The sequence below is a fragment of the Salimicrobium jeotgali genome (genome assembly GCF_001685435.2).
GTDB classification, from domain to species: Bacteria; Bacillota; Bacilli; order Bacillales; family Halobacillaceae; genus Salimicrobium; species Salimicrobium album.
Map to the genome: position 1 here is coordinate 2,051,502 of NZ_CP011361.2, position 18,285 is coordinate 2,069,786.

23 protein-coding genes are annotated in these 18,285 nt (G+C 47.0%); 6 read left to right on the top strand and 17 right to left on the bottom strand.

The genetic code is table 11. The features are described 5' to 3' along the window. Window positions 1-2: 2 nt before the first annotated feature. The 7 genes from AAV35_RS10290 to AAV35_RS10320 form a co-directional block, all read right to left on the bottom strand. Window positions 3-956, bottom strand: a complete 954-nt coding sequence (locus tag AAV35_RS10290; RefSeq protein ID WP_008588422.1) for a metal ABC transporter substrate-binding protein — start codon at window positions 954-956, stop codon at window positions 3-5. Between the two features lie 66 nt (window positions 957-1,022). Then, the gene (locus AAV35_RS10295; protein ID WP_008588420.1) at window positions 1,023-1,436 is read right to left on the bottom strand and encodes a Fur family transcriptional regulator; all 414 of its coding nucleotides are present in this window, start codon (window positions 1,434-1,436) and stop codon (window positions 1,023-1,025) included. Further along, on the bottom strand, window positions 1,433-2,290 hold the full coding sequence (locus tag AAV35_RS10300; protein WP_008588418.1) for a metal ABC transporter permease: 858 nt from the start codon (window positions 2,288-2,290) through the stop codon (window positions 1,433-1,435). Before AAV35_RS10300 ends, AAV35_RS10295 begins: the two co-directional genes overlap by 4 nt. Next, on the bottom strand, window positions 2,287-3,060 hold the full coding sequence (locus AAV35_RS10305; RefSeq protein WP_008588416.1) for a metal ABC transporter ATP-binding protein: 774 nt from the start codon (window positions 3,058-3,060) through the stop codon (window positions 2,287-2,289). Before AAV35_RS10305 ends, AAV35_RS10300 begins: the two co-directional genes overlap by 4 nt. A 102-nt stretch (window positions 3,061-3,162) precedes the next feature. After that, window positions 3,163-3,855: an amino acid ABC transporter permease gene (locus AAV35_RS10310; RefSeq protein WP_008588414.1), complete on the bottom strand. Its 693-nt coding sequence runs from the start codon at window positions 3,853-3,855 to the stop codon at window positions 3,163-3,165. A 12-nt stretch (window positions 3,856-3,867) separates the two neighbouring features. Next, window positions 3,868-4,746: a transporter substrate-binding domain-containing protein gene (locus AAV35_RS10315; RefSeq protein ID WP_008588412.1), complete on the bottom strand. Its 879-nt coding sequence runs from the start codon at window positions 4,744-4,746 to the stop codon at window positions 3,868-3,870. Between the two features lie 120 nt (window positions 4,747-4,866). Next, a complete protein-coding gene (locus tag AAV35_RS10320; RefSeq protein ID WP_008588409.1) occupies window positions 4,867-5,334 on the bottom strand; it encodes a low molecular weight protein-tyrosine-phosphatase in 468 nt (155 codons plus the stop codon). 135 nt (window positions 5,335-5,469) lie between these two features. Here AAV35_RS10320 and AAV35_RS10325 point away from each other — a divergent pair, with 135 nt between their 5' ends. Then, a complete protein-coding gene (locus tag AAV35_RS10325; protein ID WP_008588407.1) occupies window positions 5,470-6,825 on the top strand; it encodes an alanine/glycine:cation symporter family protein in 1,356 nt (451 codons plus the stop codon). Window positions 6,826-6,938: 113 nt separating this feature from the next. Here AAV35_RS10325 and AAV35_RS10330 read toward each other — a convergent pair whose 3' ends face one another. Further along, window positions 6,939-7,304, bottom strand: coding sequence for a DnaJ family domain-containing protein (locus tag AAV35_RS10330; protein ID WP_008588405.1), 366 nt, complete (start codon window positions 7,302-7,304; stop codon window positions 6,939-6,941). A gap of 11 nt (window positions 7,305-7,315) precedes the next feature. Further along, window positions 7,316-8,059 (bottom strand): YkgJ family cysteine cluster protein, encoded by a 744-nt coding sequence (locus tag AAV35_RS10335; protein WP_008588403.1) that lies wholly within the window; start codon window positions 8,057-8,059, stop codon window positions 7,316-7,318. Window positions 8,060-8,191: 132 nt separating this feature from the next. Here AAV35_RS10335 and mreBH point away from each other — a divergent pair, with 132 nt between their 5' ends. The 5 genes from mreBH (at window position 8,192) to AAV35_RS10360 (ending at window position 12,058) form a co-directional block, all read left to right on the top strand. Continuing rightward, the gene (gene mreBH / locus AAV35_RS10340; protein ID WP_008588401.1) at window positions 8,192-9,199 is read left to right on the top strand and encodes a rod-share determining protein MreBH; all 1,008 of its coding nucleotides are present in this window, start codon (window positions 8,192-8,194) and stop codon (window positions 9,197-9,199) included. Window positions 9,200-9,427: 228 nt separating this feature from the next. Then, window positions 9,428-9,724 (top strand): hypothetical protein, encoded by a 297-nt coding sequence (locus tag AAV35_RS10345; RefSeq protein WP_008588398.1) that lies wholly within the window; start codon window positions 9,428-9,430, stop codon window positions 9,722-9,724. Window positions 9,725-9,758: 34 nt separating this feature from the next. After that, the gene (locus AAV35_RS10350; RefSeq protein ID WP_008588396.1) at window positions 9,759-10,679 is read left to right on the top strand and encodes a ketopantoate reductase family protein; all 921 of its coding nucleotides are present in this window, start codon (window positions 9,759-9,761) and stop codon (window positions 10,677-10,679) included. 114 nt (window positions 10,680-10,793) lie between these two features. Beyond that, a complete protein-coding gene (locus AAV35_RS10355) occupies window positions 10,794-11,438 on the top strand; it encodes a hypothetical protein (protein WP_008588394.1) in 645 nt (214 codons plus the stop codon). Between the two features lie 233 nt (window positions 11,439-11,671). Further along, on the top strand, window positions 11,672-12,058 hold the full coding sequence (locus AAV35_RS10360; RefSeq protein WP_008588391.1) for a hypothetical protein: 387 nt from the start codon (window positions 11,672-11,674) through the stop codon (window positions 12,056-12,058). Window positions 12,059-12,141: 83 nt separating this feature from the next. Here the strand turns inward: AAV35_RS10360 and AAV35_RS14225 are convergent, their stop codons facing one another. The 8 genes from AAV35_RS14225 to AAV35_RS10400 all read right to left on the bottom strand — a co-directional run bounded on the left by AAV35_RS14225 (window position 12,142) and on the right by AAV35_RS10400 (window position 18,212). Then, on the bottom strand, window positions 12,142-12,492 hold the full coding sequence (locus AAV35_RS14225) for a DUF2188 domain-containing protein (protein ID WP_008588389.1): 351 nt from the start codon (window positions 12,490-12,492) through the stop codon (window positions 12,142-12,144). Between the two features lie 71 nt (window positions 12,493-12,563). Next, complete coding sequence (locus AAV35_RS10370; RefSeq protein ID WP_008588387.1) at window positions 12,564-13,022, bottom strand: DUF2188 domain-containing protein; 459 nt, start codon at window positions 13,020-13,022, stop codon at window positions 12,564-12,566. Between the two features lie 139 nt (window positions 13,023-13,161). Next, complete coding sequence (locus tag AAV35_RS10375; protein WP_008588385.1) at window positions 13,162-14,136, bottom strand: quinone oxidoreductase family protein; 975 nt, start codon at window positions 14,134-14,136, stop codon at window positions 13,162-13,164. 3 nt (window positions 14,137-14,139) lie between these two features. After that, window positions 14,140-15,207 carry a phosphotransferase family protein gene (locus tag AAV35_RS10380; protein ID WP_008588382.1) on the bottom strand — a complete coding sequence of 356 codons (1,068 nt, stop codon included), beginning with the start codon at window positions 15,205-15,207 and terminating at the stop codon, window positions 14,140-14,142. A gap of 4 nt (window positions 15,208-15,211) precedes the next feature. Then, entirely contained in the window at window positions 15,212-15,622 is a 411-nt protein-coding gene (locus AAV35_RS10385) for an acyl-CoA thioesterase (protein ID WP_008588381.1), read from the bottom strand. Between the two features lie 5 nt (window positions 15,623-15,627). Further along, complete coding sequence (locus AAV35_RS10390) at window positions 15,628-16,200, bottom strand: TetR/AcrR family transcriptional regulator (RefSeq protein ID WP_008588379.1); 573 nt, start codon at window positions 16,198-16,200, stop codon at window positions 15,628-15,630. Between the two features lie 16 nt (window positions 16,201-16,216). Next, window positions 16,217-16,996 (bottom strand): SDR family oxidoreductase, encoded by a 780-nt coding sequence (locus AAV35_RS10395; protein WP_008588377.1) that lies wholly within the window; start codon window positions 16,994-16,996, stop codon window positions 16,217-16,219. Next, a complete protein-coding gene (locus AAV35_RS10400) occupies window positions 16,983-18,212 on the bottom strand; it encodes an acyl-CoA dehydrogenase family protein (protein WP_008588375.1) in 1,230 nt (409 codons plus the stop codon). Before AAV35_RS10400 ends, AAV35_RS10395 begins: the two co-directional genes overlap by 14 nt. Window positions 18,213-18,285: the final 73 nt, after the last annotated feature.

Consider the following 18,285-nt stretch of genomic DNA (forward strand, 5'->3'; position numbering starts at 1 on the left):
CTTTACCGGTTCAAGGCCTGTTCGAGAACTTCCCTGTTTTCTTCCATGATGTCGAAGTAATCTTTTCCATTTTCCGCTTCTTCTTCTGTTCTCGTAGCCAGATTATGCAGATAAAGGGCTTCTGCCCCTATTTCTTCCTGGACTATATCCGCCGCTTTCATAGACACGTTCTTTTCGAACAATACGTAGTTGAGTCCATGCTCCTCTGCAGTTTCGATCACGTGTTCGAGTTCTTTTTGGGAAGGTTCATTCGTAGAGGAGAGACCGGCTACGGAAATCTGTTTTAAGCCGTAGGCGTCCTCCCAATACCCGTATGCCGCGTGTGAGACTATCACTTCCTGAGTGTCCGCCTCTTTGACGGTGGCGGCCATACGTTCATCAAGTTCGTGAAGTCTTGCCTTCAACTTTTTTGTATTCTCGCTGAACTCATCCTTTTTTTCCGGATACATAGTCGCCAGTTCCTTTTCAATCTCTTCCGCCACTTCCGTCATAATCACAGGATCGAGCCATATGTGAGGATCCTCTCCGCTCGAGGAATGGCTGTGGCCGTCATGATCCCCGCCTTCTTTTTCTTCATGTCCGTTCTCCTTCTTCAACCCTCCCAAGCCTTCTGCCGCAGCAACCGTTCGGACATCTTCCGCTTCCAGTGTATCGGCGATCGTCTCTGCGTATGCCTCGAAGTCATCTTTCGTGTAGATGAATACCTCTCCTTCTGCCATACGTACCATTTCCTTGGTCGTCGGTTCATACGTATGTGCATCCGAACCTGCCGGCAGGATAGACTCGACCTCAAGCGTCTCACCTGCTATTTTCTCAGTCATAAACTGCAATGGATACACAGTAGTATAAATGACATCTCCCTTTTCCTCATTCCCTTTTTTCCCGGCTTCGCCGCTATCGCAGGCCGAGAGAACGACTACTGCGAGTAAAAACAGAGCAATACCTGACTTTTTCATTCCACACACCTCTCATCCATAACAATTACTTCACGCCTGAAAGTCTTTCTTTATAAACTCACGGGGTTAAGCACATAGCGGGCACTTCCCGTAAATTTCAAACTTATGACTTTCCACATCATAGCCTTTTAAATCTTCATTTATCTTTTCCATCGGACAGAACTCTATCAGCTTCGTTTTTCCGCAGTCTGTGCAAATAAAATGGTGATGATGGTGCCCGGTACCGCAGCTGAGCCGGAAATGTTTTTCGCCTTCAAGTTCTGTAGCCTCAAGCACGTTTTCTCCGGATAAAAGATAAAGATTCCGGTAGACTGTATCGAAACTTATATTCGGAAACTCCTTCTGCATATCCTGAAGTATCTTCTTTGCCGGTACGTACTGATCGTGCGATGCGAATATTTCTATAATCCGCTCCCTCTGTTTCGTCTTCTTGTACCCTTTCTCCTTCAGCTGTTGTAAAGCACGGTTCATTACACTCATACTTTTTCTCCTTTCTCAAAAAGACCGGAACGGAATTTTTTGTACAGCATACTTATCATAAGAAGCACCACCGCAGCCATTACGATCGTCCCTCCCGGCGGTACATCCAGCTGATACGCACTGATCAGCCCGATAACAACGGAAATTTCTCCGAACAGTACCGAAAGACCGATTGTCTGCCTGAAACTGACGGACATGCGGAGAGCGGATGCGACAGGCAGCGTCATGAGTGCCGAAACGAGCAGTATGCCGACTACCTGCATGGCCGAGGCGATGACGAGAGCTACCATTACAATAAATAAAAAGTGGACGAACCTGGCATTCACCCCGGCAATGGACGCATGATCTTCGTCAAAGGAAAGTACGAAAAGCTCTTTGTAAAACATAAGGACGATAATTACCACCAGCGTGGTGATGACAGCTACTGTCCACATATTTCCTCTGCTGACGGCTGTAACGCTTCCGAATAAATAACTGAATAAGTCCGTATTGAATCCGTCTGCCAGAGAAATAAGTATAACACCGAGGCCTATTCCGCCCGATAACATGATAGGGATTGCCAGCTCTTCGTAATGCTTGTACACTTTTCTCAATTTTTCTATGAACACAGCCCCCAGAACGGAAAACGCCATCCCCATATACATCGGGTTCCAGTCGTCCACTGCCGATACACGCTTTTCAATCAGCAGACTGGCAGCAATCCCCGTTAAAGTGATGTGGGAGAGAGCATCCGCTATCAGCGACAGTCGCCGCACGACGATGAATACTCCGAGCAAAGGAGCTACAAGCCCGATAAGCAGACCGGTAATCACCGCATTCTGTAAAAATTCATATTCCACAATCGCTTCAATCATAGTGAACTCCCTTCGTGGTTATGAGTAAGCTGCTGCAGGGAGTGACCATACATCAGACTCAAAGTTTCATCGTCCATATTTTCGTAATCCTCCGTGGAACCATGGAAATGGACTGTTTTATTCATGCAGGCCACGTGTGTAGCGTGGCTTGTAATGGTGCCGATATCGTGACTTACCATTAAAAGAGTGAGATTGCGCTCTCCGTTCAATTTAGCTAAAAGATCGTAGAAAGCAGTAACATGTTCACTGTCCACTCCGACAGTGGGTTCGTCGAGAATAATCAGGGAAGGGTCGCTCACCAGAGCACGGGCAATAAACACCCGCTGCTGCTGCCCTCCCGACAGTTCACCGATAGAGTGTTGGGCATATTCTTCCATCTCCACTTCGCGCAAAGTGGCAAGCACTTTATCTTTATGACTGTGATTAAAGAGCTGGAACATGTTCATACGGGATACAAGACCGGAGCGGACGACTTCATAGACGGTAGCCGGAAATCCCGAGTTGAAACTGTTCGCTTTCTGTGAGACGAAGCCCACTTCCTGCCATCTATTGAACTTTTTCACTTCTTTACCAAACAGCCGGATGTGTCCTCTGACCGGTTTTTCGAGACCGAGCATCAGTTTGATCAGGGTGGATTTACCGGAACCATTCGGTCCGACAAGACCGACGAACTGTCCTTCGTTTATAGTCATGTTTACGTTCTCCACTACCCAATTCCTGTCATATTTGAAAGACACATCTTCAAGTTCAATAAGCGGTTCCTGAGCCATGATTCGCCTCCTCCGATTCTAAATAAGAATGATTACGATTTAGATTATATAGCAGGCCAGTGGATGTGTAAAGAAAAAAACGCCTCCGTCTCCGGATGGCGTTTATACATATCTGTTATATCTTTTCTCCAAATAGTTCTGAAAGAAAGAGAATAATAAAGTCAGAGCCCAGTAAACGAGTGCCGCAGTAATGTACATCGTCATGGAATCCACCGTTCTCCCTGCCGCTATCTGCGCTTTATTCAATATTTCGGGTACAGTGATCATTGCTGCGAGAGAGGTAGCTTTCAACAGATCAAGAAACACGTTGGCAAGCGGCGGAATGGCCACTCTCGTCGCCTGGGGTACGATGATTCTCTGTAGTGTCTTCCAGTAGGAGAACCCGAGAGCCCGGGAGGATTCCCACTGACCCCCGTCCACACTTGAAAGTGAGGACCGAATGATTTCCGCCACGTAAGCGGCACTGTTCGTCCCGAAACCGAGAACGGCAGCTGAAACGGCGTTGATTTCAATACCTACAGCCGGAAACCCGAAGTAAATGACGAACAGATACACAAGTATCGGCGTTCCGCGCATGAACGAAATATAAAATCTGGCGGGAAGCTGCAGCCACAGCTGAGCCGACGACCGTGCCAGAGCCAGAAAGAAACCGAGAACCAGACCGAGAATCATACCTGCCAAAGCTACAAGCACTGTGTAGGGGATCCCTTCCAATATCAGGGGCAGATTTTCGATAGAACGTTGAAGATTAAATATTTTGCCGGGTTCAAAATCGTCTATCTCGATTCCGATCATTCCATTCCCTCCTTAAAGATCCATTTCATCTACAGAAGGAATATCCTCTTCCGGCCGTTTGGACACGTCCGCATTATAAAATTCCTCCGACAGTTCTTTCAGCGTTCCATCTTCTCTCATTTCCGTAATCGCTTCATCGACCTTCTTCTTCAGTTCGTCCGCATCCTGCGGCAGAACGACCGCAATTTTGGCTTCGTTGAATTTAATGTCCGGATGTATCTTTACATCTATATCAGGAAGAGCTTCTGTCGCCAGTTTCTGCAGGTAGTAGTCGTTGATGATGAAATCCGTACGTCCATTCTCGACGTCTCGCAAATATACGTCATTGGTCACATTGTTGTACGTCTTCAGCTCAGCTCCCAGTTCCTCGGCGAGCTGGGAGTGCGTAGTGGTCGCTCCCCCACCGTGTACTTTACCGGAAACGTCCTCAAGCGTTTCAATTCCGGATAAATCATCTTCACGAACAATTATCGAAGTGAAGGAGTACTTATAGGGCTCGCTGAATGCGAATTCCCTTTTTCTTTCTTCGGTAACTTCAAAATCGTTGGCCGCCATATCCACTCTTCCGTTTTTAAGGGCTGGAAGCATTCCGTCCACACCGATTTCTTCGAATGAAATATCGATATCCAGCCGTTTGCCGATTTCTCTCAAAACCTCCACATCATAACCGGTCAGTTCATCCGATCCTTCCGGATAGTAAGTGGAAGCGAGCAGGGTGCCGGAAGTTGCTACAGTCGCACCTTCTTCCTGAAGCTGCTTGAATAATGTCTGTTCTTTCTCACCGTTTTTGCTGCTATTGCCCTTCTCCCCGGAGCTCTCGTCACTGCCGGTACCGCAGGCAGCCAATATAAGAGTAAAAGCGAGAGCAAATAAAAATGTTATTTTTTTCATGTATACACACCTTTCTATTTTTTAACGATTCTAACTATACCAACCTTCTGTATCACTATTCAATCATACACACCTGTTTTTTTCATAAAAGTAAAGGAAGGCACTGGCAGCCTCCCTTCCCTATAATGAGTGGTCTCTTCTGATAGAATCCAGAAGCCCTTCACAACCGCTGTTCACGAGCTCAAACGTTCCTTCGAAATCGCCTGTAAGGTAAGGGTCAGGCACTTCACTTTCCGGAACATTTTCGGCGTAATCCATCAGTTTCTGTATTATGACACCCTCTTTGTCATTGATCGCTTCTACATCTCTCAGGTTATTATCATCCATGACGATCAGGTAGTGGAAATCTTCCCAGTCCTGTTCCGTAATCTGCCTGGCTTTCGTATCTGTCATACGTATGTGATTTTTCCGAAGGACAGCCCGGGTACCTTCATGAGGAGGAGACCCCTCGTGCCAGTGTCCCACGCCGGCAGAGTCTGTATCTATTTTATCCTGTAACCCCTCCTGTTCAACCTTACTGCGAAAAATGGCTTCGGCCATCGGTGACCTGCAAATATTACCGAGACAAATGAATAATACACGAATCATAATAGTAACCTCCTTCACTCTTCTTATTATAAATGTTTTTTCTGTTTTCCTCACTTTTTCCTATAAAAACCTTGACTTTTAGTTGAATTTTCGGAATATTTAGTATGTAAGCATTATCTTACAAGGGGGATTCAGATGGACAGATTAAACGAAATACTTGGGAACATAAGCGGCCTCGTATGGGGCTGGCCTCTCCTCGTACTGCTTGTAGGTACAGGTGTTTACTTAACGCTTCGGCTGGGTTTTTTACAGTTCCGGACTCTGCCTTACGCTTTGAAACTTGCATTTAAACCAAGCGCTCAGCAGAAGGGAGAAAAAGGAGACATCTCCCACTACCAGGCTCTGACCACTGCACTTGCCGCCACAATAGGTACAGGTAACATAGCAGGGGTGGCTACAGCGGTCGTGCTGGGCGGGCCCGGAGCAGTATTCTGGATGTGGATCACCGCTATATTCGGCATGGCTACTAAATACGCAGAAGCAATACTTGCCGTAAAATACCGGGTCGAAAACAACAAAGGTGAAATGTCAGGTGGACCTATGTACTACCTTGATCGCGGACTCGGCCAAAAATGGCTGGGAGTGCTTTTCGCATTTTTCGGAGCTATCGCCGCGTTCGGCATAGGGAACATGGTCCAGGCCAACTCCGTCTCCGATGCTGTAGTCCAGACATTCAACGTTCCGACCTGGATTACAGGCCTGATTCTTCTCGTGTTTGCCGGTCTCGTTCTTCTCGGCGGAATTAAAAGCATCGGCCGTGTAACGGCGTTTTTCGTTCCTATTATGGCAGCTTTTTACGTTCTTGGTGCATTAATAATCATTATTACTAATTTTGAACTCGTAGGCCCTGCCTTCAATACGATTTTCACGGATGCTTTCAGCGCTAATGCAGTCGGAGGAGGCATTCTCGGTACTGTTATCCGTTACGGGGTAGCCCGTGGAGTCTTTTCGAACGAAGCTGGACTCGGCTCGGCACCGATCGCCGCCGCTGCTGCCCGTACGGACTATCCCGGACGTCAGGCTCTCGTGTCCATGACACAGGTACTTATTGATACGATTATCATCTGTACAATGACCGGACTGACCATCGTTATGGCCGGGGAATACAAGGGGGAAGGAAGCGAGGATGGTGCTGCCCTGACCACCGCATCGTTCAGTGCTTTCCTCGGCGATATAGGAGGATACATCGTCACGTTCGGACTGATCTTCTTCGCTTTCTCCACTATTGTAGGCTGGTCCTATTATGGAGAGAAATGCTTCGGTTATCTGACTAACGACCGGGGGCTCGGATTTTACAAAATTCTTTTCGTCGCCTTTGTATTCATCGGTGCGGTAATTGAACTCAGTACTGTCTGGACCTTCGCTGATGTCATGAACGGCCTTATGGCTTTCCCTAACCTTATCGGACTTCTCCTGCTTTCCGGAGTCGTAGCCTCGGAGACGAAGCGGTTCCTAAAAGTCGCCAAAGAGGAGAAGCGTTCTGCAGGTTAACAACGGTCTCTATTCTTAAAGAAAAAAATGAAGCCTCTCCCTCACTTGCCTGTGCGGGGGAGGCTTTCCTATCAGATCTGTATGGCCCGGAGGTCGCTCGGAAAGTTTATGTTTTAAAGCCGCTTTCTTATGGAACTTTCATATTGGCCGAAAGTTCCGGACTGGGCCATTTTCCTCTTTTCCATAAGCATTTGAAAACGGATACGTTTCTCCGTCAATTTCCTTTCCGTGCGTTCTTTCTCTTCGGGATCCGCAATCTGATCCAGCAGTTCCTCGAGTTCCACCACTTCTTTCTTAATCTGCATCTCTTCAGGTAACATGCCGGCGTTTTTCAATACGCGGTAACTGTTCCTTAGGTCATCCGGCACGTGGGCGAACTCATCTTCCGGCAAAGGTCTGCCCTTTCCCGGCAAATCATCGAGCTCTCCCTGATCAACCGCCTTTTTAATTTTCTCTTCAACGATGTGAGCAAGATCCATCTCCCCACCCCCTATACGTGCATTTCTCCCTGCCGATACTGTCTGATCCATCCCGGAAGGTAATCATAGCTCCAGGCGTCCATCGGGTAATCGACAGGAAGTTCTTCCCCGTTTTCATACAGAGCCTGCACAAGTTCATTTATACCCTGGAAGTAAAAATTATAAAGAAAGTCGTAACTGGTCGTCTCTTTCGGCATGTGTTCCGTGGCACAGACTGTCGGGTCGGAATAGTTCACATACGTACGGCACGGAACCGGTCTGATTTCATATGCCTTGCACAACTGCTTCTCCTCATCCAGCATCGGACACGGTAAATTCAGCTGTTTGTATTTCCATTTCATCTCGGGATCGTCTTCCTCAATAGCCAGAGCCTCTTCCAGCTTCCGGGGGAATTTTTCATAGTATTTTTCCCAGTGCCTGTAAATATCTTCTTTTCTATCCGGCTCCATATGTTCAATGGAGCGGAAGAAGAGCTTCGCTTCCATTTTGCTGACCCTTATCGGGAAATAACAGCAGAAAGCACAGCCCATGAAACAGTTCGGTTTCATTTCCATGAAAGAATCTATATCCGTCATCGTTTCATCCACCGAACGGAGCAATTTCTCGAAACCTTCGAGAATGATACTCTCCGTATCTTTTTCACTTTCCAGAAGATCATCTACGACTTCCTCAAAGATGGAAACATCCAGTTCATACGATTCATTCAGGACGTCACTTTTTTTTCGTATGTCTTCATAAGTCAAATAACCGCCCACTGCAGCGTCCCCCTGTCTTTACTTTCCCCCGATTATAAAACAATCTCTCATTTATTTCTATCACTGTTTTCCCAAATACATTATAATAGAGTTATCTATTCAGAAAAATCTATCATCACTGGAGTGAAATCAATGCTATCTAACGAAGAAATCGGAATTGATCTTGGTACCGCAAACATACTTATCTATTCCAAATCCAAAGGAATGTTATTGAACGAACCTTCCGTCGTCGCCTACAATACGGACACCAAATCAGTGATCGCCGTAGGGGAAGAAGCTAAAAAGATGGTCGGGAAAACACCAAAGAACGTCATACCCGTAAGACCGCTCAGAGACGGAGTGATCGCAGACTTCGACATGACCTCCCAGATGCTGAAAGAATTTTTGAAGAAAGCCGGGAAATCCTCCGGTATGTCTATCAGAAAACCTACGGTAGTAGTGTGCACTCCGTCCGGTTCCACCTCTGTAGAAAGACGGGCAATCGAAAACGCTGTGAAAAACTACGGCGCCAAACAGGTGCACCTCATTGAGGAACCGATAGCAGCGGCTATAGGAGCGGATTTGCCCGTAGATGAACCGCTTGCGAACGTTATAGTGGATATCGGTGGTGGGACGAGTGAAGTGGCTATCATTTCGTTCGGGGGCGTCGTCTCCAGCAACTCCATCCGCTCCGGCGGAGATGTGATGGATGAGGAGATTATGAATTACGTACGCAAACAGTACAACATGCTTATCGGCATCCGGACCGCCGAACTGATTAAAATGGAGGTCGGCCAGGCTCCGGTCGAGCATGAAGAAAGAACAATGGAAGTGCGGGGGCGGGACATGGTGACCGGTTTGCCTAAACCGATTCAGCTCACTTCTACAGAAATACAGGGCGCTTTGAAGGAGATTCTTGCACAAATTCTTGAAACGATCCGCACGACTCTCGAAAGCTGTCCTCCTGAACTGAGCGGGGATATAGTCGATCGCGGTATTATACTTACGGGCGGAGGTGCACTTTTAAACGGTCTGCAGGACTGGCTGTCAAGTGAGATCGTTGTTCCTGTACATATGGCCCCGAACCCGCTGGAGTCTGTCGCAGTCGGAACGGGCCGTTCGTTGAAAATGATAAAAAAATTACAGAAAGCCAATAAATGATTTAAAAGAAAGCACCGCCGCACCGGTGTTTTCTTTTTGCATGGAGGACTTTTTCACTTATCCCATGCAGGTAAAAGCGTTTAATAACAGGCTATAACAGGAAAGGAATAAGGGACGATTGTTGTTTATCGGGAACAGAATCGGCATCTTTCCGGAGAAATTACAGCTTCCCCCGAAAATTTTTGAATACAAAGCGGCCTTACCGCGAGCAGAAAGGGAGGGATCATTATGAGTGCAACAACTTTATTAAAATGGATCACCGGTATTTGTGAGGCTTTTCTGGCTATCCCGGTCATAGGCGGGACGTTTATACTGAGCGGCGGCTGGCAGCCGCTACTATTTATGTTCGTTTTCCACGTAATCGTACTTATCGTTTCCGTTAAGCAGAACGAATTCAGCTCAGGAAGCGTCGCCGGTATGGTGGCGAACGCCCTCGGAATCATACCTGTAGTCGGCTGGATCCTGCATACTATCACTGCAATCATTCTCATCATTGATGCAGGGAAATCCACGGTTAAAAAATAATCGTTTCGTAAGTATTTGAGAGGGAGGAATTGAAGTGAAGATAGTCATTGTGGGAGCCGGGGCTCTCGGAGCTTACTTCGGGACGAGGTGGCATGATGCCGGTCACACCGTCATCAATCTCGTTCGTGAAGGAAGAGCTGAACAGTTAAGGACACACGGAATGAAAATCCACAGTAATGTAGAAGATACGGTATGGGAAAACCCGAACATCGCAGAGGATCCTTCCGTGATAGAAGATCCGGACCTCGTGGTTCTCGCCGTTAAAGGATACCATCTGGAGGGGACGATGCCCTGGCTGAAGTCTCTCGTAAAAAAAGGCGCAAAAGTTCTGCCCCTTCTGAATGGTGTGGAACATTACGCTATTTTGGAAAAGGAACTGGGAGAGGAGACGGTCCTCGGAGGTCTTGCCTTTATTATAGCTACCCTTAATGAGAAAGGACACGTGGAGCATACGAGTGACTTCCACAATATTGTATTCGGCCCTCTTCACCCTTCCCAGGAGTCGATATGTGAAGAACTTTCCCTTGCCGGGGAGCAGGCAGTGATGAACAGCCGGTGGAGCTCGGACATTCTGAAGGAAATCTGGAAAAAGTACATGTTCATCACAGCTTTCTCCGGTATCACCACCGCAATGAATACCCCTATCGGAGATATCCGTGCCTATCCCCAAACCTTTACTATCGCCAGGCGGATGCTTGAGGATATGCAGAGACTGAGCGTCGCCAGAGGAGTGAAAATAGGACAGGATGAAGTCGACCACGCTTTTAAACAGCTCGAAAATCTCGGGGACGACATGACTTCTTCCATGCATCAGGATCGACGGAAAGGACTGCCGCTTGAACTGGAGCATCTCCACGGGGGAGCGATGCGTCTGGCAGCGGAAAAGAACCTCACCCTCCCCTATATTGAAACGATTTACGGAATAATAAAACCCCATGACGGAATGGATTTGTAATCCGGAAGCTGCTCTTGATAAGGGCAGCTTTTTCTTTTTTACGGCTCATATGCGCACGTCTGCCCTTCAGAAATGTTCCATGCTATAATGGAAGTCCCAAAGGAGGGCTGCAGGATGAATCGCTGGAAAAGAAGACCCGGAAAAACAGCATATGAAGTACTTATGGTCCTTCTAGCCAGTTTATCTGTAGCCACTATATGGCAGGAAATGCAGTACGACAGTCTTATTGTGTGGGGAACGTGGGCTATATTCTTTCTCGACTTTCTCTATCGTTTCTTTAAAAGTGAAAGTAAACTGGATTTTGTCAAAAAGCACCCTTTTATAGTCATTGCCGCCATTCCACTGGATGCTGTCTTCCAGCTTGCGCGTTTTGCCAGAATTCTTCATCTGCTCCGGTTGAAATCTATCACCAAATACTACACGAAGCCGTTTCTCCGCTTCCTGAAACGCCAGCATCTCGGTTTTGTGGCAGGAGCCATCAGCATCCTGATTTTTTTACTTATTATCCCTCTTACGTGGATAGAGGACGAACTGGAGACCTACTCCGACGCATTCCTCAGTGCACTTCTTTCTATTACATTCTTCGGCAGAACCACCTTTGAACCGGATACTCTCCCGGGACAGGTGATCGTCGTTATTTTCACGATTCTGGGAGTGATTCTGCACGGGCTGATCATTTCTGTCGCAATCGATTTTCTTACTTCGCTACCCCTGTTCAGGCAGGGAAAAAGAAAAATCAAAAAAATTATTGATAAATAAAGCTGAAACACGTTTTCAAATGTACGTAACGGGTAAGGTAGTACGGAAGGCGCTAATTTGGAAAATGACTTCCCCCTACAACATTTTTGCCAAAGCCTTCACGACTTCTTCCCTTTTCCTTTATCCGTGAGATAGAGGGAAAGGATTTTCTTTTACATAACTCTGCTTACTCATTATACAGCTGCATTTTTCTATTGCCCCTTCAAAATTTTCGACTAAAGGAGAGAAAGCCGGTGAGCCATTATTTAAAAAGGTTTGATCCCGTGGAAGTGCGTTACCTGATTGATGCCGAAGAAATTCAGGAGATCACGGCCGAAATGCTTGGGGAAGTGGCTTCCCTCGTGAATATATATATATCCTATGAGTACACGGCTGCCTCCGAAGGCAACCTGGTACGTCCGATGATCACGCTTGAAGAAACAGAAGGACTTACGGAGGAAAACCGTAATTCCATTCTCTCTACCGGTTTCAACCTGGACGCTCCGTTTGATAACGGTGATGAAATTTTCCGGACGGTGTTCGGTGATTCTCACGTAGTAATCGCTGCGACCGAAGACGAGGATGGTGTATTTTTCACTGTAGAAATCCCTTATGAAAATTTCAAAACCTTACACTCATAATTTATCTCTATCTCATAAAAAAAGGAAGCCCTCTGCAGAGAGCTTCCTTTTGGATGTTTTATCGGATCTTTTCCGGTTCATTATTAACTATCGTAAGAAATATTTTCCTGGATTGTGCCATCCTGCTTGTGGATGATGACACTGCCACCTTTATTTTGCGCTATTTCTTTTGCCCTTGTTACTGCTTCGTCTTTATTATCAAACACTTTCGTAGGTTGGGAGGCACTCTCTCCCTGTACGGCCCAGCCGTCTTCATGAGCGATGACATGTTCTCCTTTTGCAGAGAGGTCCGGGGTGTTGTTACCGGAGTTTCCGATGTTGCTGCTATTGCCGGACTGCTGATTTCCTTTTGCATATTGTCCCTGGCGTCCGTATTCTTTATTCTGTTCCTCCGTACGGTTTTCACCGCTTCTTCCCTTGTTGTTGTTTGTCATGTGTGGGTCCTCCTTATTGAAAATCATGTACGCTTTTTAGTATACCCATAAATTCCAAAAATAAACTTTTTTTACTTATTATAGGAAATGTTCTCTTGTATCGAACCGTCCTGCTTATGAATAATGGCAGCTGTACCTTTGTTTTGAGCTATTTCTTTCGCCCGATTCACTGCTTCCTCTTTCTTTTCGAAAACTTCCGAAGGCTGCTTGGCATCCTCCGCCTGTACTGCCCAGCCATCTTCATGAGCAATGACATGTTCTCCTTTTTCCATAAGCTCCGGGCGACTGTTCTGCGGATTTTCCTCATCTCTCGTCCGCAGTTCCTTATCCGTCATCTGTTTCACTTTATTGATGTCCTCTTCTGAAGCATTACTATACCATTCCTTTGCCTGTTCAGTGGCGATAGGTATAGCTCTCCCTTCCTCATAACCTTCATGAAGCATGCCGTTCGCGATTGTTATCGCTTTTTTTCGAACTGCCGTGTCCAGATTCTTCAAAGAGTCCGGATAATCCTGTGTATCCCAGGGCATGATCAAAACCTCCTGTTTAACTGTTTTCTTTTTCTATACCGCACCGTCGCAGGCTTTAAACACTTTTCCGCCGAAAACATCCCCTGTGCAATTAAAAAAGCTGCCGGAAAGGTCCCCGACAGCTTTCGTATCCACGTTATTAAGGTTTCAGTACCAGTTTTCCTTTTGTCTTTCTGTTTTCGAGATCTTTGTGAGCCTGCGACGCTTCACTAAGCTTGTATACTCCTCCGATGTGAAGTTTCAGTTCTCCCTGCTGTACAAGAGTCAGCAGTTCTTTCATACTTTTTTGAACCAGTTCCGGATATTTCATAATCTGTGGAAGGAAAAACCCTATAACAGAAAGGTTGCGTCCCATGAGACCGGCTGCGTTCAACTGAGGCGGCTGGCCGCTTGCTGCACCGTAAGTAAGCACGCGACCAAAAGCACGCATCGTCTTCAGCGTTTCTGTGAAAACGTCACCTCCGGCCATTTCGAGCGCGACATCCACGCCTTTCCCGCCGGTTTCGTCAACAACGTCCTGCTGCCAGTCTTCTTTCGTATAGTCGATTCCTGCATCTGCTCCCAAATCTTTGGCGAACTTCAGTTTCTCTTCGGAACTGGCAGTAGCGATGACCTTGCCGGCCTGAAAATGCTTAGCAAGCTGCACCGCAATCATTCCTACTCCACCGGCTGCCGCGTGGACGAGAATCGCTTCCCCCTTTTCCATACGGCCCATCGTGCTGATCAGATGATAAGCGGTAAGACCTTGAAGCAACAGAGCTACTGCCTGTTCATCTTCCACTCCGTCCGGTACAGGTACGACCGAAGAAGCGTTTGCGGTAACGTATTCGCTGTACCCGCCTGATTCTACCAGGGTAACGATCCGGTCCCCTTCTTCAACGTTTGTGACACTTTTCCCTTTTTTACTTACAACACCGGCAACCTCTGCCCCCGGTACGAAAGGGAGCGGGGTAGGAACAACATACTGGCCGCGGCGACGTGCCGTATCAGCAAAGTTGACCCCGATCGCTTTCACTTCAATCTGCACTTCGTTATCTCCCGGTTCGGGCATCTCGACGTCGACTTCGTTTAAAACGTCCGCCTCTCCGTATTCTTTGAATTGTATAGCTTTCATAATTTATCCCTCTCTTTTTTCAGTAATACCTGCCTGCACGGCAGCCTGATCCATAAGTTTATTTACAAAATGATTCATGTGCCTGAAACGCGGATCATCCGTCTGTCCCTGTTTGTATCTGAAATAAATCTGCTGGACGATCCCCGCGAGTTTGAAATAGGCGAAAGCCAGGTAAAAATTCATGTCGTTTAAATCGCGTCCGCTTTTCTCCGCGTATCTGTCCATAAATTCCTGTCTTGTGTAGAACCCTTCTGCTGTCGTAAGCGGGGGTTTTCCGAGTCCTTCTTTCAACTCTGAAGAATCCTCTGCCTCCATCCAGTAACTCATGGCCGCCCCGAGATCTGCAAGAGGATCTCCGACAGTGGTCATTTCCCAGTCAAACAGCCCGGTCATCTTCGACGGGTTGTCGTGAGAAAACATGGCGTTATTGAGTTTATAATCATAATGAATGATGGCACTCTCTTCATTTTCCGGTATGTTTTCCACGAGCCACTTCTTCAGCTCGTTCCCTTCTTTCACATCTTCGGTATGAGCTTTCTCATATCTCCTGATCCACCCCTCTACCTGTCTTCCCATAAATCCTTCGGGTTTAACCATATTTTTCAGAGGAGTCTCCGTATAATCAATGGAGTGAAGTTCAACCAGGCGGTCGACCATTTCCCGGGAAATATCCTTCGCAAGTTCCGGAGATGGTGTGACTCCTTCCGGCCATTCGGTATCGTAAACGATCCCCGACTTCCTTTCCATTATAAAAAAGGGTTTTCCAATCAATTCTTCTTCCTTAAAAGCCATCGGTTCAGGTGCAAGAGGGAAAAAAGGATGGACCGCTTTGATGACTTTATACTCCCTCTCCATGTCGTGGGCTTTGGGAGGGAGAGGCCCTTTCGGCGGTCTTCGCAGTACGGCTTCCCAGTCTCCGATTTTCAGTTCATACGTAAGGTTGGAATGCCCCGCCCCGAACTGCCGGATGTTTAAAGGGGATTCAGGAAGGTCTGTGAACGTACTTCTCAAGTATTCATCAAGAACTTCTTTCTCCAGTTCCTCTCCTTTTCTTACTTCGCGAGTGTCCATACAGTCATCTCCCTTCTGCAGTTTCAAACTGACAGGAAGCAAGCTGGTTTTTCATCCATTCGGACATCTTCTCGCTTGCTTCCGTCTTGAAATCGTACTGGACTACTACAGAATCCCCTTCCGCTACAAGTTCTCCACTTTCTTTCTCATACATGTTCTGCTTCAAATGGAAACTGGAGTTCCCTATTTTCGTCACAAAACTTTTAATCGTAATCGACTGACCGAAGTACAGCTGTTTAACGAAGTCGCACTTTACGGAAGCTACAACGAACTTCCATTCTCCATCCCCGACCAGGTCGAGATAGTCGAAGAAATGTATTCTTGCTTCCTCCATATATATGAAATAATTGTTGTTATTTACGTGTCCCAGCTGATCCGTTTCCGAAAATCTCACTTTTATATCATGTTCGTGCATGTCCCTCACTCCTTCTCTTTCGATTCCAGACCCTGTAATAAAATAGCTGTATATATATCCGCCAGATGTTCTTCCGACACTTCTCCTTCCGGCTCATACCAGAAATAGCTCCAGTTCGCCATGCCGAGAATGAAATAGGAGATCATGTCCGCCCGAAGATCAGTGCGGAATGCTCCTTCTTCTATACCTTCCTGCACAAGCTTTTCGATATTCTGCTGAAATAAATCCCGCTTCTGCCTTACGTATAACAATTTTCCTTCACTTAAGTGCCGCATTTCCCGGAAAAAAATCATGGCACTGTTTACACTTGCACGGATATTTTCGATCATCATCCTGACAAGCTCGCGCAGTTTCTCCTCCGGGCGAAGGCTGCTTCTCATAATTTTTTCCTGTTTTTCAAGTAAATCATCAATGAATCGTTCATGAATCTGAACGAGAACTTCTTCTTTGTTTTTGAAATAATAGTAGAATGTGCCTTTCGTAAGGCCGAGATGATCGACGATTTCCTGTATAGAAGTTTCCTTGAAGCCTTTTTGGCCGAAAAGTGAAATGCTTGTTTCGGTAATCTTTCCTTTCACGCCTGCTTCCTCCTTTTTAACAAGTTGCGTGCATCCCCCCGTCGACTGTGAGAATATCTCCCGTCACGTAGTCAGAGGCGCCGGATGCCAGAAAAAGCGCTGCGCCTTTTAATTCCCCTTCTTTCCCGAAACGCTTCATCGGAGTCTGATCCAGAATGTATTCCCTATTCATCGAGAGAAGGCCTTCGGACATTTTCGTAGGGAAGAACCCGGGAGCGATTGCATTCACCTGGATATTGTCTCCCGCAAGTTTCACAGCCAGATCTTTTGTGAACGTATTCACTGCTCCCTTGCTCGTATTATAGCCGATGGTGTCCATAAATCTCGAATCGGCCCCACCGAATCCTGCCACTGAGGACAGGTTTATAATTTTACCCGACTGCTGCTGTTTCATAACTTTGGCAGCTTCCCTGCTCATCAGAAACGTACCGGTAACGTTAACATTCATCACCTTCTGAAAAGCCTCCGTAGGCATATCAAGAACGGGTGCTCCCCACGTAGCCCCGCTATTATTGATTAACACATCAAGCGTTCCGAATTCGTCCTTCACTTTCTCAATGACGCCCCTCACACTGTCTTCGTCGGTTACGTCACATTCGAGTGCCAGCGTCCTCACTCCATAATTTTCTGTCAGTTCGGATGCTTTCTCTTCGCAATTTTCGAGTTTTCTCGAACATAACACAACATCAGCTCCCGCTTCAGCCATACCTTCGGCGAGCTGTGCTCCGAGACCTCTTCCTCCTCCCGTGATGACAACGGTCTTCCCTTCCATCTTAAAATAATCAAGTACGTGCATATCCATCCTCCTCGTATTTAGAGAGTTCCAGTTTTGCAATCTGTCTTTTGTGAACTTCATCCGGGCCGTCTGCGAGCCTGAGCGTCCGGGCATTCGCATAATTCATGGCCAGTGTGAAATCGTCACTGACGCCTGCTCCCCCGTGAGCCTGGATAGCTCGGTCAATAACGTTGAGCGCCATCGAAGGAGCCGTGACTTTGATCATAGCTATCGCTGCTTTCGCTTCTTTGTTTCCTACTTTGTCCATCTGCCAGGCTGCATGAAGAGTCAGTAACCTTGCCTGTTCAAGTTCCGTTCTGGAGTCGGCGATCCATTCGCGTATCACTCCCTGTTCAGCCAGTGGGCGGTGAAATGCTTCCCTGTGACGGACGCGTCTGCACAGATCTTCAAGCGCCCTTTCTGCAGCTCCGATCAGTCTCATACAATGGTGGATCCTCCCCGGCCCGAGCCTTCCCTGGGCTATTTCAAAACCGCGTCCTTCGCCGAGAATCAGGTTTTCTTTCGGCACCTCTACATTCGTAAACTCGATTTCCGCGTGCCCGTGCGGGGCATGATCATAGCCGAAGACATTCAACGGACGCTTCACGGACACCCCTTCTGCATCCATAGGTACAATAATCATCGACTGCTGTTTGTGTCTCGGAGCTTCCGTATCTGTCTTGCCCATAAATATAGCGAAAGAACACCTCGGATCCATCGCTCCGGTCGACCACCATTTCGCGCCGTTTATAATATAAGAGTCACCCTTCTTCTCGATGCTGGAAGAGATATTCGTCGCATCCGAAGAAGCGACATCCGGCTCGGTCATCGCAAAACAGGAACGGGTCTCCCCGGCAAGAAGAGGTTCCAGCCATTTCTTTTTCTGCTCCCGGGAACCATACATAGACAACAATTCCATATTTCCTGTGTCCGGTGCGTTACAGTTGAAGATTTCCGGAGCTAACATCGATTTTCCCATTTCTTCGCATAAAGGTGCATATTCCAGGTTGGTAAGTCCTCCCCCGATTTCTTCATCCGGGAGGAAAAGGTTCCACAGTCCGAGCGATCGGGCTTTCTTCTTCAGTTCTTCAATGATTGGCGGAATCCCGCTCCATCGGTCAGGCTGGGCATTCAGCTGTTCGGCAAACACTTTTTCGTTCGGGTAGACATATTCCTGCATGAATGAACGCACGGCCTTCCGGTACTCTTTCGTTTTTTCATTATATGAAAAATCCATCATTTCTCCTCCTCGCATACTAACCAGTTGGTATGTAAAGTATAAATAAAAAATTCGGAAAATTCAAGAAAGA

Excerpts from the sequence above, each read along its gene's own strand:
- AAV35_RS10290 (WP_008588422.1), bottom strand. The coding sequence starts at position 956 with ATGAAAAAGTCAGGTATTGCTCTGTTTTTACTCGCAGTAGTCGTTCTC.
- AAV35_RS10295 (WP_008588420.1), bottom strand. The coding sequence starts at position 1,436 with ATGAGTGTAATGAACCGTGCTTTACAACAGCTGAAGGAGAAAGGGTAC.
- AAV35_RS10300 (WP_008588418.1), bottom strand. The coding sequence starts at position 2,290 with ATGATTGAAGCGATTGTGGAATATGAATTTTTACAGAATGCGGTGATT.
- AAV35_RS10305 (WP_008588416.1), bottom strand. The coding sequence starts at position 3,060 with ATGGCTCAGGAACCGCTTATTGAACTTGAAGATGTGTCTTTCAAATAT.
- AAV35_RS10310 (WP_008588414.1), bottom strand. The coding sequence starts at position 3,855 with ATGATCGGAATCGAGATAGACGATTTTGAACCCGGCAAAATATTTAAT.
- AAV35_RS10315 (WP_008588412.1), bottom strand. The coding sequence starts at position 4,746 with ATGAAAAAAATAACATTTTTATTTGCTCTCGCTTTTACTCTTATATTG.
- AAV35_RS10320 (WP_008588409.1), bottom strand. The coding sequence starts at position 5,334 with ATGATTCGTGTATTATTCATTTGTCTCGGTAATATTTGCAGGTCACCG.
- AAV35_RS10325 (WP_008588407.1), top strand. The coding sequence starts at position 5,470 with ATGGACAGATTAAACGAAATACTTGGGAACATAAGCGGCCTCGTATGG.
- AAV35_RS10330 (WP_008588405.1), bottom strand. The coding sequence starts at position 7,304 with ATGGATCTTGCTCACATCGTTGAAGAGAAAATTAAAAAGGCGGTTGAT.
- mreBH (WP_008588401.1), top strand. The coding sequence starts at position 8,192 with ATGCTATCTAACGAAGAAATCGGAATTGATCTTGGTACCGCAAACATA.
- AAV35_RS10345 (WP_008588398.1), top strand. The coding sequence starts at position 9,428 with ATGAGTGCAACAACTTTATTAAAATGGATCACCGGTATTTGTGAGGCT.
- AAV35_RS10355 (WP_008588394.1), top strand. The coding sequence starts at position 10,794 with ATGAATCGCTGGAAAAGAAGACCCGGAAAAACAGCATATGAAGTACTT.
- AAV35_RS14225 (WP_008588389.1), bottom strand. The coding sequence starts at position 12,492 with ATGACAAACAACAACAAGGGAAGAAGCGGTGAAAACCGTACGGAGGAA.
- AAV35_RS10370 (WP_008588387.1), bottom strand. The coding sequence starts at position 13,022 with ATGCCCTGGGATACACAGGATTATCCGGACTCTTTGAAGAATCTGGAC.
- AAV35_RS10375 (WP_008588385.1), bottom strand. The coding sequence starts at position 14,136 with ATGAAAGCTATACAATTCAAAGAATACGGAGAGGCGGACGTTTTAAAC.
- AAV35_RS10380 (WP_008588382.1), bottom strand. The coding sequence starts at position 15,207 with ATGGACACTCGCGAAGTAAGAAAAGGAGAGGAACTGGAGAAAGAAGTT.
- AAV35_RS10385 (WP_008588381.1), bottom strand. The coding sequence starts at position 15,622 with ATGCACGAACATGATATAAAAGTGAGATTTTCGGAAACGGATCAGCTG.
- AAV35_RS10395 (WP_008588377.1), bottom strand. The coding sequence starts at position 16,996 with ATGCACGTACTTGATTATTTTAAGATGGAAGGGAAGACCGTTGTCATC.
- AAV35_RS10400 (WP_008588375.1), bottom strand. The coding sequence starts at position 18,212 with ATGGATTTTTCATATAATGAAAAAACGAAAGAGTACCGGAAGGCCGTG.